The organism is Pseudomonas sp. GD04019 (assembly GCF_029837695.1).
In the GTDB taxonomy this organism is placed as follows: domain Bacteria; phylum Pseudomonadota; class Gammaproteobacteria; order Pseudomonadales; family Pseudomonadaceae; genus Aquipseudomonas.
On the sequence record NZ_JAOEEA010000003.1, the window covers coordinates 438,230 to 452,860 of the forward strand.

The following is a 14,631-nucleotide window of genomic DNA, read 5'->3' on the forward strand; positions in this document are numbered from 1 at the left end:
CCGATCCCCATGCTCGACCTGCTGCCGCAACCCACCCCCGCCGATCTGCCCACCCTGCTCGCCAGCCTGAGCGCCGTCGCCCCGCTGCTGGATGCCATGCCCAGCGTGGTGTTTTTCATCAAGGACCCGCAGGCGCGCTACGCGCTGGTCAACCAGACTTTGGCCACCCGCTGCGGCTTTGCCAGCAAGCACGAACTGCTGGGCAGCACCGCCGAGGAAGTCTTCCCCGCGCGCTTCGGCTCGCTGTACACCGCCCAGGACCTGCAGGTGCTGGATAGCGGCAACGGCCTCGAAGACCAGCTGGAGCTGCACCTCTACCCCGGTCGCCAGCCCGGCTGGTGCCTGACCCACAAGCTGGCCCTGCGCAACGCCGAGGGTCGCATCATCGGCATGGCCGGCATCTCCTGCGATCTGCCGGCGGCCCAGGCCGCCCACCCGGCCTACCAGAAGCTGGCGGCGGTGGACGAACACATCCGCCGCCACTATGCCCAGCCGCTCAGCCTGGCCGAGCTGACCGCCATCGCCGGCCTCTCGGTGGCGCAGCTGGAGCGTCACTGCAAACGCATCTTCCAGCTCACCCCGCGGCAAATGATCCACAAGGCCCGCCTGGGTGCGGCCTCGCAGCTGCTGCTCGGCGAACTGCCAATCACCGAGATCGCCCTGCGCTGCGGCTACACCGACCACAGCGCCTTCAGCCGTCAGTTCAAGGCCCTTACCGGCCTCTCCCCCAGCCAGTACCGCGACTCCCACCGCAACCCTTGATAAGGGTTGCGCGGCCGGCCCGGGCGCGACAGGTGCAACCCATTTCCACCCGGCGTGTTCCGTTTGCGGGCACGCCTCCGCGACCATGCTTCCTTATGTAACACCGATCGGTCACGAAAACGCCCGACTAGTCTTTCCGCCACCGCTGCGCTTGCCCGAACGGGCCGGCGCGGCGCGGGCTCGGCCATGCACGGCATCTGCCACGGGGCAATCCGGCATAGGCCTTGCAAAGTAAATATCGTATACGAAATTCAAGATACTCAGATCCGACTGCCAATTCCTTCAGACACACGAGGCTGCACATGAACCGTAAGACTCTCGCTCTTGCCCTCAGCACCGTTCTGACCTCCTCCCTGGCCGTGACCGCCCAGGCCGACAAGCTCGACGACATCATCGAGTCCGGCAAACTGCGCTGCGCCGTGACCCTGGACTTCCCGCCCATGGGCTTCCGTGACGCCGACAACAACCCGGCCGGCTTCGACGTGGATTACTGCGCCGACCTGGCCAAGGTCCTCGGCGTGGAGCCGGAAGTGGTCGAGACGCCGTTCCCCGACCGCATCCCGGCGCTGGTCTCCGGCCGAGCCGACATCATCGTCGCCTCCACGTCCGACACCCTGGAACGCGCCAAGACCGTGGGCATGACCGTGCCCTACTTCGCCTTCCAGATGGTCGTGCTGACCCGCGATGATGCGGGCGTGAACAGCTACGCCGACCTCAAGGGCAAGAAGCTCGGCAACACCAGCGGCACCTACGAGGCCATCGCCCTGGAGAAAGACCAGAAGGCCTGGGGTGAAGGCAGCTTCCGCGCCTACCAGTCGCAGAACGACACCATCCTCGCCGTGGCCCAGGGCCATATCGACGCCACCGTGGTGACCAACACCGTGGCCGCCGCCACCCTCAAGTCCGGCAAGTACAAGGGCCTGAAAATCGCCGGCGATGCGCCCTACGTGGTCGACTACGTGTCGCTGGCCGCCAAGCGCAGCGAGTACGGCCTGCTCAACTACCTCAACCTGTTCGTCAACCAGCAGGTGCGTAACGGTCGCTACGAGGAGCTGTGGAAGAAGTGGGTCGGCGACGAGATCAAGCCGGCCAACCTGACCGTGCCTGGCGTGTACTACTGATCAGGCGCGCCCGGGAGCGATGACGATGTCCGCAGCCAGTATCGACGGCCGCAGTCTGGTCAACGGCAGGGGCCAGGGGCCTCTGCTGTATGCCGACCTGGGCCTGAGCTTCTGGGGTGGCGTCGACCCGTTCAGCGGCGAGGTGATCGACCGACACCATCCGCTGAGCGGGCAATCCCTGGCCGGGCGCGTGCTGGCCATTCCCAGCGGACGCGGCTCCTGCACTGGCAGCAGCGTCCTGCTGGAACTGATCCTCAACGGTCCGGCACCGGCGGCACTGGTGCTGGCCGAACCCGACGAGATTCTGACCCTCGGCGCCCTGGTCGCCGAGCATGTCTTCGGCGTCCAGCTGCCGGTGCTGTGCATCGGCCAGGCGGCCTTCGCCGAGCTGGAACGCCACACCGGCGCCATCGCCCGCATCGACGGCGCGCGCCTGCAGCTGTTCGCCAGCGCCCCGGACGACGGCTGGCGCGCCGAGCCGATTGCCCACGACGCAGCGCAACCGAGCTCGCTCACCTTAAGCGAACGCGATAGCGCGATTCTCGCCGGCGAGCACGGCAAGGCCGCCCAGGTGGCCATGCAGCTGGTGCTGCGCATGGCCGAGCTGCAGGGTGCCCGCGAACTGCTCGACGTGACCCAGGCGCATATCGATGGTTGCATCTATACCGGCCCGGCCTGCCTGCGCTTCGCCCAGCAGCTGCTGGACTGGGACGCCAAGGTCTGCGTGCCGACCACGCTCAACTCGATCTCCGTGGACCAGCGCCAGTGGCGGGCCCTGGGCATCGACCCGGCGTTCGGCGAGCCGGCCAGCGCCCTCGGCGAGGTGTACATGGCCATGGGCGCGGCGCTCAGCTACACCTGCGCGCCGTACCTGCTGGACAGTGCACCCAAGGCCGGCGAGCAGATCGTCTGGGCCGAGTCCAACGCCGTGGTCTACGCCAACAGCGTGCTCGGCGCCCGCACCCTCAAGTATCCGGACTACCTGGATATCTGCATCGCCCTCACCGGCCGCGCGCCGCGCAGCGGCAGCCACCTGGACGAGGGCCGCCACGCCAGCCTGCTGATCGAGGTGGAAGCGCCGCAGCAACCGGACGACAGCTTCTGGCCGCTACTCGGCTACCACGTCGGCCTGCTGGCCGGCAGCGATATCCCGCTGCTCTGCGGACTGGAGCGCAGCGCCGCCGATAGCGACGCGCTCAAGGCCTTCGGCGCCGCCTTCGCCACCACCTCGGCGGCACCGATGTTCCATATCGCCGGCATCACCCCGGAAGCACCGGACGTGGCCAGCGCCCTCGGCGGCAAGGCTCCGGCCAAGCACCTGCGGGTGACCATCACAGACCTGCGGGCCAGCTGGCAGGAACTCAACAGCGCCGAGTCGCCCCGCGTCGAGCTGGTGGCCCTGGGCAACCCGCACTTCTCCAGCAGCGAGCTGGCCGCCCTGGCCAACCTCTGCGCCGGTCGTAGCAAGCACCCGGACACCGCCCTGGTGGTGACCTGCGGCCGCGCCGTGCACGAGCGGGCGGTGCAGGCCGGGCACGTGGCGACGCTGGAAAGATTCGGTGCGCGCCTGGTAACCGACACCTGCTGGTGCATGCTCGGCGAGCCGGTCGTACCGCCGGGCAGCCGCACCCTGATGACCAACTCGGGCAAGTACGCCCACTACGCCCCCGGCCTGGTCGGCCGGCACGTGCACTTCGGCAACCTCGCCGCCTGCGTCGAGGCCGCCTGCACCGGGCACAACCAAGGACAGCTCCCGGCCTGGCTGGGCCATCACCCACAAGGAAATCGCTGATCGATGTTCGATTACACCTTCCACTGGCGCTCGGCGTTCAAGGCCTTGCCGGACATGCTGGCAGGCGCCTGGGTCACCCTGGAGACGGCAGCCCTGTCGATGCTCCTAGGCACGCTGATCGCCCTGCTGCTGACGGTGATGCGGCAGATGCAGCACCCGGTGCCCCGGCATTTCGCCAACACCTGGGTGTCCATCGCCCGTAACACCCCGTCGCTGTTCCAGATCTACATCCTCTACTTCGGCCTCGGCAGTTTCGGCCTGCATGTCAGCTCGTGGGTCGCCCTGCTCGCCGGCATCACCTTCAACAACGCCGGCTACCTGGCGGAGAACTTCCGTGGCGGCCTCAAGGCGGTGCCCGACACGCAGATGCGTGCGGCGCGCTCGCTGGGCATGAGCGCCTTCCAGGCCTACCGGATGATCATCATTCCGCAGCTGCTGCGCATCGTCTTCTACCCGCTGTCCAACCAGATGGTCTGGGCCGTGCTGATGACCTCGCTGGGCGTGATCGTCGGGTTGAACAACGACCTGACCGGCGTGACCCAGGACTACAACGTGAAGACCTTCCGCACCTTCGAGTACTTCGCCATCGCGGCGGTGCTCTATTACCTGATCGCCAAGACCATCGTGCTCGTCGCACGCCTGATGGCCTGGCGCCTGTTCCGCTACTGAGGGAGGACTGCGCATGTTCGAAACCAGTCTCACCTCCAACGACCTGATGTTCCTGCTCAAGGGCGCCTGGGTCACCCTGGAACTGACCGTCGGCGCCATGCTGATCGGCACCCTAGCCGGCGTGCTGTTCGGCCTGCTGCGCGCCACCCTGCCCCGCGCCACGCTGCCGCTGGCCTGGGTGCTGGACGTGTTCCGCAGCGTGCCGCTGCTGATCCAGTTCGTCCTGTTCAACGCACTGAAGAGCATCGCCGGCCTCGACATCAGCGCCTTCGCCGTCGGCTGCATCGTGCTCGGTGTATACGCCGCCTCGTTCTGCACCGAGATCGTGCGCAGCGGCGTGCTCGCCGTGCCGCCGAACCTGCGCCGCGCCTCGCGCTCGCTGGGCATGAGCTACTGGCAGGACCTGCGCCACATCGTGCTGCCGATCGCCACCCGCGTGGCATTCCCCGGCTGGCTCAACCTGGTGCTGTCGGTGATGAAGGACACCGCGCTGGTCATGTGGATCGGCATCGTCGAGTTGCTGCGCGCCTCGCAGACCATCGTTACCCGTATTCAGGAGCCGCTGCTGGTGCTGTGCATCGCCGGCCTCATCTACTACGTCATGAGCCTGGTGGTGGCCCGTCTGGGCGCCCGGCTGGAAAAAAGGTGGCAGGAAAATGATTGAGATCGACAACGTCTACAAATCCTTCGGCGACCTGGAAGTCATCAAGGGTGTCAGCCTGACGGTGAACAAGGGCGAGGTGGTGTCGATCATCGGCGGCTCCGGCTCCGGCAAGTCGACCCTGCTGATGTGCATCAACGGCCTGGAGCCGATCCAGAAGGGCAGCATCCGCGTCGACGGAACCGAGGTGCACGCACCGGGCACCGACCTGAACAAACTGCGGCAGAAGATCGGCATCGTGTTCCAGCAGTGGAACGCCTTCCCCCACCTGACCGTGCTGGAGAACGTGATGCTGGCGCCGCGCAAGGTGCTCGGCAAAAGCAAGGAAGAGGCCGAGGCCCTGGCGGTGAAGCAGCTCACCCACGTTGGCCTGGGCGACAAGCTCAAGGTGTTCCCCAGCAAGCTCTCCGGCGGCCAGCAACAGCGCATGGCGATCGCCCGCGCCCTGGCCATGAGCCCGGACTACATGCTGTTCGACGAGGCCACCAGCGCCCTCGACCCGCAGCTGGTGGGCGAGGTGCTGGACACCATGCGCCTGCTCGCCGAGGAAGGCATGACCATGATCCTGGTCACCCACGAGATCCGCTTCGCCCGCGACGTGTCCGACCGCGTGGCGTTCTTCCGCAACGGTCTGGTGCACGAGATCGGCGCGCCCGACCAGGTCATCGGCAACCCGCAGAAGCCGGAGACCGCGGACTTCCTGAAGTCGGTGCTCTAAGCCCCCTCTCCCCCTGGGAGAGGGCCGCGGTGAGGGAACTACAGGCCCCTCGCGATACAGGAGAAACACATGCGTTCGAGCAAGGTCATCCATGTGGTCAGCTGCCACGCCGAGGGCGAGGTTGGCGACGTCATCGTCGGCGGCGTCGCGCCGCCGCCGGGCGCCACCCTGTGGGAACAGTCGCGCTGGATCGCCCGCGACGAGGAGCTGCGCAATTTCGTGCTGAACGAGCCGCGCGGCGGCGTGTTCCGTCACGTCAACCTGCTGGTGCCGGCCAAGGACCCGCGGGCGCAAATGGCCTGGATCATCATGGAGCCGGCCGACACGCCGCCCATGTCCGGCTCCAACTCGCTGTGCGTGTCCACCGTGCTGCTCGACAGCGGCATCCTGCCGATGACCGAGCCGGAGACCCGCCTGGTGCTGGAAGCACCGGGTGGTCTGATCGAGGCCGTGGCCCAGTGCGAAGGCGGCAAGGTGCAGCGGGTGGAAGTGAAGAACGTGCCGTCCTTCGCCGACAGGCTGGACGCCATGATCGAGGTCGACGGCCTCGGCAGCCTCAGGGTCGACACCGCCTATGGCGGCGACAGCTTCGTCATCGCCGATGCGCGCGCCCTGGGCTTCTCGCTGACCGCCGACGAGGCCGCCGACCTGGTCGCCACCGGCCTGAAGATCACCCGCGCGGCCAACGAGCAGCTCGGCTTCGTCCATCCGCTGAACAAGGACTGGGCGCACATCTCGTTCTGCCAGATCGCCGCACCGGTGGAGCGCATCGACGGCGTGCTGACCGCCGCCAACGCGGTGGTGATCCGCCCCGGCAAGATCGACCGCTCGCCCTGCGGCACCGGCTGCTCGGCGCGCATGGCCGTGCTGCACGCCAAGGGCCAGATGCAGGCCGGCGAACGCTTCGTCGGCCGCTCGATCATCGGCTCCGAATTCCACTGCCGCATCGACTCGCTGACCGAAGTCGCCGGGCGCGCGGCCATCTATCCCTGCCTGTCCGGCCGGGCCTGGATCACCGGCACCCACCAGCACCTGCTCGACCCGAGCGACCCCTGGCCGCAGGGCTATCGGCTATCCGATACCTGGCCGGTCGAGCTGCAGCTGTAACACCCGTTTTGAAGAGTTGAAAACCGCCGCCTCGCCGGCGCACTGAACCGGGCACCGGCCCAACCCGATGGAAACAAGGGTGTAGAACGACCCTTTGCTTTCGTATACGAAATACTGTGACTCTGCCCGAGGAGGCAAACAGCATGAGCAGCAATATCTTCACCGGCACCATCCCCGCCCTGATGACCCCCTGCACCGCCGAGCGCAAGCCGGACTTCGACGCCCTGGTGCGCAAGGGCCGCGAGCTGATCCAGGCCGGCATGAGCGCCGTGGTCTACTGCGGCTCCATGGGCGACTGGCCGCTGCTCACCGAGGCCGAGCGCCAGGAGGGCGTGGCGCGCCTGGTCGCCGCCGGTATCCCGACCATCGTCGGCACCGGTGCGGTGAACAGCCGCGAAGCGGTATCCCACGCCGCCCACGCCGCCAAGGTCGGCGCCCAGGGCCTGATGGTCATCCCCCGCGTGCTGTCCCGTGGCGCCTCGCCCGCCGCCCAGGAAGCGCACTTCGCCGCCATTCTCGAAGCGGCGCCGAAGCTGCCGGCGGTGATCTACAACAGCCCGTACTACGGCTTCGCCACCCGCGCCGAGCTGTTCTTCAAGCTGCGTCGCCAGTACCCCAACCTGATCGGCTTCAAGGAGTTCGGCGGCGCCGCCGACATGCGCTACGCCGCCGAGCACATCACCTCGCAGGATGACCAGGTGATCCTCATGGCCGGCGTCGATACCCAGGTGGTGCATGGCTTCGTCAATTGCGGCGCGACCGGCGCCATCACCGGTATCGGCAACGCCCTGCCGCGTGAGGTGCTGCAACTGGTCGAACTGAGCAAGCAGGCCGCCAAGGGCGATGCCGTCGCCCGCCGCCGCGCCCTGGAGCTTGCCGAGGCGCTGAACGTGCTGTCGTCCTTCGACGAAGGCTGCGACCTGGTCCTCTATTACAAGTACCTGATGGTGCTGAACGGCGACCAGGAATACAGCCTGCATTTCAACGCAACCGATGTGCTCAGCGACGCCCAGCGCCACTACGCCGAGACCCAGTACAAGCTGTTCCGCCAGTGGTACGCCAACTGGTCGGCCGCCTGATCGCCGCACTGCGGCCGGGTGTTTCCAGGGCATCCGGTCGATCTGCAATGGCAACGCTGATCTCATAGGCCCCCGACAGGAGTTAACAATGCCCGCCACCCTCGGCCACAACTTCATCGCCGGCGGCCGTAGCGCCGCCGGTGAGGTCATCCTGCACAGCCTCGACGCCACTACCGGCGAGGCGCTGCCCTACCGCTTCCACCAGGCCACCGAGGCCGAGGTGGATGCCGCCGCCCGCGCCGCCGAAGCCGCCTACCCGGCCTACCGCGCCCTGAACCCGGAGCGCCGCGCCCAGTTCCTCGACGCCATCGCCGAGCAGATCGACGCCCTCGGCGACGACTTCGTCCAGCTGGTGTGCCGCGAGACCGCCCTGCCGGCCGCGCGCATCCAGGGCGAGCGCGGCCGCACCAGCGGGCAGATGCGCCTGTTCGCCAAGGTGCTGCGCCGCGGCGACTGCCTCGGCGCGCGTATCGACCGCGCGCTGCCCGAGCGCCAGCCGCTGCCGCGTCCGGACCTGCGCCAGTACCGCACCGGCGTCGGCCCGGTAGCGGTGTTCGGTGCCAGCAACTTCCCGCTGGCCTTCTCCACCGCTGGTGGCGATACCGCGGCGGCGCTGGCCGCCGGCTGCCCGGTGGTGTTCAAGGCCCACAGCGGCCATATGGCCACCGCCGAGCTGGTGGCCCAGGCGATCATCCGCGCCGCCGAGGCCACCGGCATGCCGGCCGGCGTGTTCAACATGGTCTATGGCGGCGGGGTCGGCGAGTGGCTGGTCAAGCACCCGGCAATCCAGGCGGTCGGCTTCACCGGCTCGCTCAAGGGTGGACGCGCCCTGTGCGACATGGCCGCGGCACGCTCGCAGCCGATCCCGGTGTTCGCCGAGATGAGCTCGATCAACCCGGTGCTGATGCTGCCTGCCGCCCTCGCAGCACGCGGCGAGAAGATCGCTCGCGAACTGGCCGACTCGGTGGTGCAGGGTTGCGGCCAGTTCTGCACCAATCCGGGCCTGGTCATCGGCATCGCCTCGCCGGCCTTCAGCCTGTTCGTCGCCAACCTGATCGCCGAGATCGGCCAGCGCCCGCCACAGACCATGCTCAACGCCGGCACCCTGAGCAGCTACGAACACGGCCTGGCCGCGCTACGCGCTCACCCGGGGGTGAAGCATCTGGCCGGCCAGCCGCAGGAAGGCCGCCAGGCCCGCCCGCAGCTGTTCCAGGCCGATGTCGCATTGCTGCTGGAAGGCGACGAGCTGCTGCAGGAAGAGGTGTTCGGCCCGGTCACCGTGGTGGTGGAAGTGGCCGACAAGGCCGAGCTGATCCGCGCCCTGCATGGCCTGCGCGGCCAGCTGACCGCCACCCTGACCGCCGAGCCGGCCGATCTGGAAGCCCACGGCGACCTGTTGCCACTGCTGGAGCAGAAGGTCGGCCGGGTACTGTTCAACGGCTATCCGACCGGCGTGGAAGTGTGCGACGCGATGGTCCACGGCGGCCCCTACCCGGCCACTTCGGATGCGCGCGGCACCTCGGTCGGCAGCTTGGCCATCGACCGTTTCCTGCGCCCGGTGTGCTACCAGAACTGCCCGGACGCCCTGCTGCCGGACGCCCTGAAAAACGCCAACCCGCTGGGCCTGGCCCGGCTGGTGGACGGCATTACCACGCGGGAATCGCTGGCCTGAAACACATTGTGTCGGCTCAGACACCAGCGCTTCTCTCCCTCAGCCCCGGTTCGCCGGGGCTTTTTTTGCCTCTGGGGACAGACTCCCTCTCCCTCCGGGAGAGGGCCGGGGTGAGGGTGTTTCAGGCGACGCGGACCCGCAGCCCTGTTGCCCGGATGCAATCCGGGATCGGCGTCGTCTGTCTCCCGGATTGCATCCGGGCTACGTGTTAGGTCAAACGACGTCCTAGGCCAGCAGCGCCTGCAGATCGCGGTACAGGCCTTCGTTGATCTCCACTCCCTCCACCAGGCTCTTGGCCCGCGCCTCGTAACGCCGTTGCGACGGCAGCCGCGCGCCCTGGCCCTGAATCGCCTCGAACAGCGCCTCGGCGCGGGCCAGATGCTGATCGGCCTGCTCGCCGAGGAAGCGCTGCGGATCGAGGGCGATGATCAGCTCGCCGTGGTGCGGCAAAACATTTACGCCGCCGTCGAAAGCGCTGGACTCGAGGCTGGTCAGGTCGCCGATCAGCGGCCCGGCGATCAGCTCGATCATCGCCGACAGGGCCGAGCCCTTGTGTCCACCGAAGGTCAGCATGGCGCCGTGGTCGAGCACCTCGGCGGCCTCGCTGCTCGGCTGACCCTGGCGGTCCACACCCCAGCCGGCTGGCAGCGGCGCACCGGAGCGGCGGTGCAGCTCGATCTCGCCACGAGCCACGGCGCTGGTAGCAAAGTCGAAAACGAAGGGATGGCCGTCGGCACGCGGCCAGCCGAAGGCGATAGGGTTGGTGCCGAACAGCGGACGACTGCCGCCGGCCGGTGCCACGTAGGCCTGGGTCGGGTTGCAGGCCAGCGCCACCAGGCCCAGCTCGGTAATCGCCTCCATCTCCGCCCACAGCGCAGAAAAGTGCACGCAGCGGTTGATCGCCATGGCGGCGATGCCATTGCGCCGGGCCTTCTCAGCCAAAATTGGCAGGCCGGCGGCAAACGCCAATTGGGAGAAGCCGCCATGGGCGTCGACCCGTACCAGCGACGGCGCCTGATCAATCACCTCGGGCTCGGCATCGGCCACCGCCTTGCCGGACTGGAGGGTGCGCACGATACCGAGCAGGCGCCACAGGCCGTGGGAGGTGCAGCCGTCGCGCTCGCCGGCCGTCACGGTGGCGGCGATGGCCTGCACGAAAGCCTCGCTGAAACCGGCGTGGCGCAGGATATCGGCGGCCAGCTCATGGGCCTCGGTCAGGGTCAATCGGGTCATAACGGGCTCCTGGCAGTCTGCCCGTTACAGTGGCCTGTCGCTGACGCCGAAGCTTGATCACTTTGCACATGCGGCATGCCGAATTCGGCACACCGCGCGCAGGGCTCAAGCCGCGTGGCGTTGCGGGCTGCGCGCGATGGAGAGGAAATCGGCGGGGAGCAGATCGGGATAGCCGCCGAGCTCCTCCTGCAGCCGGCGCTGCTCGGCGTATTCCTCGATGGCGCGGCGGAAGGCCATGCGGCGCTGGTCTTCCAGCTTGCGGCGGGTCTTGCTGTCGTGGACGGGTTCTTCGAGATGCAGGTTCATCGCGGCGCTCCTGGTCCGTTTACCGGGAGCTCAGCATGCCTGCCTGGGCGTGACGCTTTGACGGCGCGGCGATGAAGCTTGCGTGACCGGATCAATGCCCTGTGGGAGCGGCTGGGCGGCATTCCGTTTGGCCGCGAATCGGGCTTAAGGAAATGCTTCGCGGCCAAGGCCGCTCCCACAAACATTTCCAAGATCTCAATCTTCCGCGCTGCGCACCGACTTGGGCGACAGGCGCAGGCTACGCAGGCTGCGCTTGACGCTCTTGAGGTGGTTGACCAGGTCCGGGCCGCGGGCCATGGCCACGCCCATGGCCAGCACGTCGATCACCACCAGGTGGGCGATGCGTGAGGTCAGCGGGGTGTAGATCTCGGTGTCCTCCTGCACGTCGATGGCCAGGTTGACGGTGGCCAGGTCGGCCAGCGGGGTTTGGCTCGGGCACAGGGTGATCAGCGTGGCGCCGGACTCGCGCACCAGGTTGGCGGTGATCAGCAGGTCCTTGGAGCGGCCGGACTGGGAGATACAGATGGCCACGTCGCTGGGCTTCAGCGTCACCGCGCTCATCGCCTGCATATGCGGGTCGGAATAGGCGGCGGCGGTCAGCAGCAGGCGGAAGAACTTGTGCTGGGCATCGGCGGCCACCGCACCGGAGGCGCCGAAACCGTAGAACTCGATGCGCTGGGCATTGGCGATGGCGTTGACGGCGCGCTCCAGCTCGCGCGGATCGAGGCGCTCGCGCACCTCCATCAGAGTGTGCAGGGTGGTGTCGAAGATCTTCATGCTGAAGTCGGCCACCGAGTCGTTCTCGCTGATCGAGAACTGGCCGAAACTGGCCCCCGCCGCCAGGCTCTGCGCCAGCTTCAGCTTGAGATCCTGGAAGCCGCTGCAGCCGATGGCGCGGCAAAAGCGCACGATGGTCGGCTCGCTGATGCCGACCTCGTGGGCCAGGTCGGCCATGGAGCTGTGCATCACCGCGGAAGGGTCCTGCAGGACGTGATCAGCGACCTTCAGTTCGGACTTGCGGAGCAGGTGACGGGACTGGGCGATATGCTGCAGAAGATTCACGGGCAGGGCTCTGTTGTCGGCTCGATGGCAACCGCGGCGGCGGGCAACTTCCCGGCTCGCTGCGATTTCACCCAGGCTGTTATGATCGGGCTGTAGTGGTCTTGTAGTTATACTACATGAACGCCCAACCCGCACAGGCAAACCGGCCGGAGGCCTCACGTTGAACAGCCCTTGTGACATGTTGGTGTTTGGCGGTACCGGCGACCTGGCCTTGCACAAGCTGCTGCCGGCGCTCTACCACCTGCACCGTGACGGCCGCCTGAGCCCGGACATGCGCATCCTGGCGGTGGCGCGCAACGTGCTGAACCGCGCCGAGTATCAGGCCCTGGCCGAGCGCCGGGTCCGTGCCCAGGTGGCGCGCAGCGACTTCGACAACGACAGCTGGGCGACCTTCGCCGCGCGCCTCGACTACTTCACCATGGACCTGTCGCACACCGCCGAATTCGGCCGGCTCGGCAAGTTCCTCGGCGCCAGCGCCTGTAATCGCGGGCGCATCTACTACCTGGCCACCGCCCCCGACCTGTTCGAGGCCATCGCCGAAAACATGGCCCTCGCCGGCCTGGCCGGCAGCGACACGCGCATCGTGCTGGAGAAGCCAATCGGCCGCTCGCTGGAGTCCGCCCGTGAGATCAACGCCGCCATCGGCGCGGTGTTCAGCGAGGCCCAGGTGTTCCGCATCGACCACTACCTGGGCAAAGAAACGGTGCAGAACCTGATGGCGCTGCGCTTCGCCAACGCGCTGTTCGAGCCGATCTGGCGCGCCGGGCATATCGACCACGTGCAGATCAGCGTCAACGAGACGCTCGGCGTGGAAAACCGCGGCGCCTACTACGACCACGCCGGCGCCATGCGCGACATGGTGCAGAACCACCTGCTGCAGCTGCTCTGCCTGGTGGCCATGGAAGCGCCGGTGCGTTTCGACGCCGAGTCGGTGCGCAACGAGAAGGTGAAGATCCTCGAGGCGCTCAAGCCCATCGCCGGCCTCGACGTGCACGACAAGACGGTGCGCGGCCAGTACGTCGCCGGCAAGATCGGTGGCCAGGAAGTGCCGGCCTACTACTTCGAGAAACACGTCGACAACGACAGCGACACCGAGACCTTCGTCGCCCTGCAGGCGGAGATCGACAACTGGCGCTGGGCCGGCGTGCCGTTCTACCTGCGCACCGGCAAACGCATGGCCAAGAAGCGCTCGGAGATCGTCATCCAGTTCAAGCCGGTGCCGCACCGCCTGTTCGAGGGCAGCCAGGCCAACCGCCTGGTCATCAGCCTGCAGCCGGAGGAACGCATCACCCTGCAGCTGATGGGCAAGAGCCCGGGCAAGGGCATGCGCCTGACGCCGATGGAGCTGGACCTGAACCTGGCCCGCGTATTCCCGCAGAAGCGCCGCTGGGACGCCTACGAGCGCCTGCTGCTGGACGTGATCGAGGGCGACTCGACGCTGTTTATGCGCAGAGACGAAGTCGAAGCGGCCTGGGATTGGGTCGATCCGATCCTCAAGGGTTGGCAGGACAACTACCAGGACCCGCGCCCCTACCCCGCCGGCAGCGACGGCCCGGAACAGGCCAACACCCTGCTGGAACTGGCCGGGCGCGAGTGGGAAGACTGAGCAGCATCGACCTTCCACCTGACGCGAGCTTCCGCGCTCTACGCCCCCTGGCCCTCCGGACAGATCGGCAGGACAACCGATCAGGGCAGCGTCAGCTGGCCATAGGCCGAGCCACGAGGAAGTGGCGAGTCCAGAGGGCGGGGTGAGGGGCTCTGACTGCACCGGAGCCGTAGCCCGGATGCAATCCGGGACCGCCCCGCCACCTACACTCTCGCGCTGCGCAACTCCTTGCACACCCGCCCTTCTCCTCGCCCTCCAAGCCACGCTCCGCCCCACTGCCCACGCACCCTTCGCGCTCTGCGCAACCCCCTGCACAGCCCTGCGCCAGATGTTGCACAACCTTCCGTGACGCCCCGCACAAGGCGCTTCCCTGCTTCTCTTCTACACCACCACACCCCCCGCCCCACCTGGCCTGTAGCCTCCTGGCACGCCCCTTGTACTCTTCCGAGCTCCCGGACCCTACCGGTCTCGTCTCACAGCAAGGAGAGCACCATGCCAACACCCGCGTACATGACCCTCGAAGGCACCAAGCAAGGCCTGATCACCGCTGGCACCTTCACCGAGGACTCGGTCGGCAACATCTTCCAGGAAGGTCACGAGGACCAGATCCTGGTCCAGGGCTTCAACCACCAGGTCATCATCCCGCGCGACCCGCAGTCCGGCCAGCCGACCGGCCAGCGCGTGCACAAGCCGCTGATGATCACCAAGGTGTTCGACAAAGCTTCGCCGCTGATCTTCAACTCCCTGACCTCCGGTGAGCGTCTGTCCAAGTGCCGTCTGGAGTGGTTCCGCACCTCCTCCACCGGTACCCAGGAGCACTACTTCACCATCGAGCTGGAAGAT

General features: G+C 67.4%; 14 protein-coding genes. 11 read left to right on the plus strand and 3 right to left on the minus strand.

The annotated features are described in order from the left end of the window. Positions 1 to 9 precede the first annotated feature (9 nt). The 9 genes from N7607_RS07375 to N7607_RS07415 all read left to right on the plus strand — a co-directional run bounded on the left by N7607_RS07375 (position 10) and on the right by N7607_RS07415 (position 9,581). The gene (locus N7607_RS07375) at positions 10 to 762 is read left to right on the plus strand and encodes an AraC family transcriptional regulator (RefSeq protein ID WP_279869243.1); all 753 of its coding nucleotides are present in this window, start codon (positions 10 to 12) and stop codon (positions 760 to 762) included. A gap of 302 nt (positions 763 to 1,064) precedes the next feature. After that, positions 1,065 to 1,883, plus strand: a complete 819-nt coding sequence (locus N7607_RS07380; protein ID WP_279869245.1) for a transporter substrate-binding domain-containing protein — start codon at positions 1,065 to 1,067, stop codon at positions 1,881 to 1,883. A 25-nt stretch (positions 1,884 to 1,908) separates the two neighbouring features. Continuing rightward, positions 1,909 to 3,675, plus strand: a complete 1,767-nt coding sequence (locus N7607_RS07385) for an aconitase family protein (RefSeq protein WP_279869246.1) — start codon at positions 1,909 to 1,911, stop codon at positions 3,673 to 3,675. 3 nt (positions 3,676 to 3,678) lie between these two features. Beyond that, a complete protein-coding gene (locus tag N7607_RS07390; RefSeq protein ID WP_279869248.1) occupies positions 3,679 to 4,344 on the plus strand; it encodes an amino acid ABC transporter permease in 666 nt (221 codons plus the stop codon). Between the two features lie 13 nt (positions 4,345 to 4,357). Continuing rightward, positions 4,358 to 5,008, plus strand: coding sequence for an amino acid ABC transporter permease (locus tag N7607_RS07395; protein WP_279869249.1), 651 nt, complete (start codon positions 4,358 to 4,360; stop codon positions 5,006 to 5,008). Further along, on the plus strand, positions 5,001 to 5,723 hold the full coding sequence (locus N7607_RS07400; protein WP_279869250.1) for an amino acid ABC transporter ATP-binding protein: 723 nt from the start codon (positions 5,001 to 5,003) through the stop codon (positions 5,721 to 5,723). The genes N7607_RS07395 and N7607_RS07400 overlap by 8 nt, the downstream gene beginning before the upstream one ends. Positions 5,724 to 5,792: 69 nt before the next feature. Then, a complete protein-coding gene (locus N7607_RS07405) occupies positions 5,793 to 6,830 on the plus strand; it encodes a proline racemase family protein (protein ID WP_279869252.1) in 1,038 nt (345 codons plus the stop codon). 143 nt (positions 6,831 to 6,973) lie between these two features. After that, positions 6,974 to 7,909: a dihydrodipicolinate synthase family protein gene (locus tag N7607_RS07410; RefSeq protein ID WP_279869254.1), complete on the plus strand. Its 936-nt coding sequence runs from the start codon at positions 6,974 to 6,976 to the stop codon at positions 7,907 to 7,909. A gap of 88 nt (positions 7,910 to 7,997) precedes the next feature. Beyond that, positions 7,998 to 9,581, plus strand: coding sequence for an aldehyde dehydrogenase (NADP(+)) (locus N7607_RS07415; protein WP_279869255.1), 1,584 nt, complete (start codon positions 7,998 to 8,000; stop codon positions 9,579 to 9,581). A 225-nt stretch (positions 9,582 to 9,806) separates the two neighbouring features. On the opposite strand, the gene N7607_RS07420 is transcribed toward N7607_RS07415, so the two are convergent. The 3 genes from N7607_RS07420 to hexR all read right to left on the minus strand — a co-directional run bounded on the left by N7607_RS07420 (position 9,807) and on the right by hexR (position 12,182). Next, a complete protein-coding gene (locus N7607_RS07420) occupies positions 9,807 to 10,814 on the minus strand; it encodes an Ldh family oxidoreductase (protein WP_279869256.1) in 1,008 nt (335 codons plus the stop codon). 105 nt (positions 10,815 to 10,919) lie between these two features. Next, positions 10,920 to 11,120 (minus strand): transcriptional regulator, encoded by a 201-nt coding sequence (locus tag N7607_RS07425; RefSeq protein ID WP_279869257.1) that lies wholly within the window; start codon positions 11,118 to 11,120, stop codon positions 10,920 to 10,922. A 195-nt stretch (positions 11,121 to 11,315) separates the two neighbouring features. Continuing rightward, the gene (gene hexR / locus N7607_RS07430) at positions 11,316 to 12,182 is read right to left on the minus strand and encodes a transcriptional regulator HexR (protein WP_192399724.1); all 867 of its coding nucleotides are present in this window, start codon (positions 12,180 to 12,182) and stop codon (positions 11,316 to 11,318) included. 178 nt (positions 12,183 to 12,360) lie between these two features. Here hexR and zwf point away from each other — a divergent pair, with 178 nt between their 5' ends. Further along, entirely contained in the window at positions 12,361 to 13,788 is a 1,428-nt protein-coding gene (zwf, locus tag N7607_RS07435; protein ID WP_279869259.1) for a glucose-6-phosphate dehydrogenase, read from the plus strand. A 492-nt stretch (positions 13,789 to 14,280) separates the two neighbouring features. Next, a partial coding sequence (locus tag N7607_RS07440) for an Hcp family type VI secretion system effector (protein WP_279868498.1) occupies positions 14,281 to 14,631 on the plus strand: 351 nt, incomplete at its 3' end.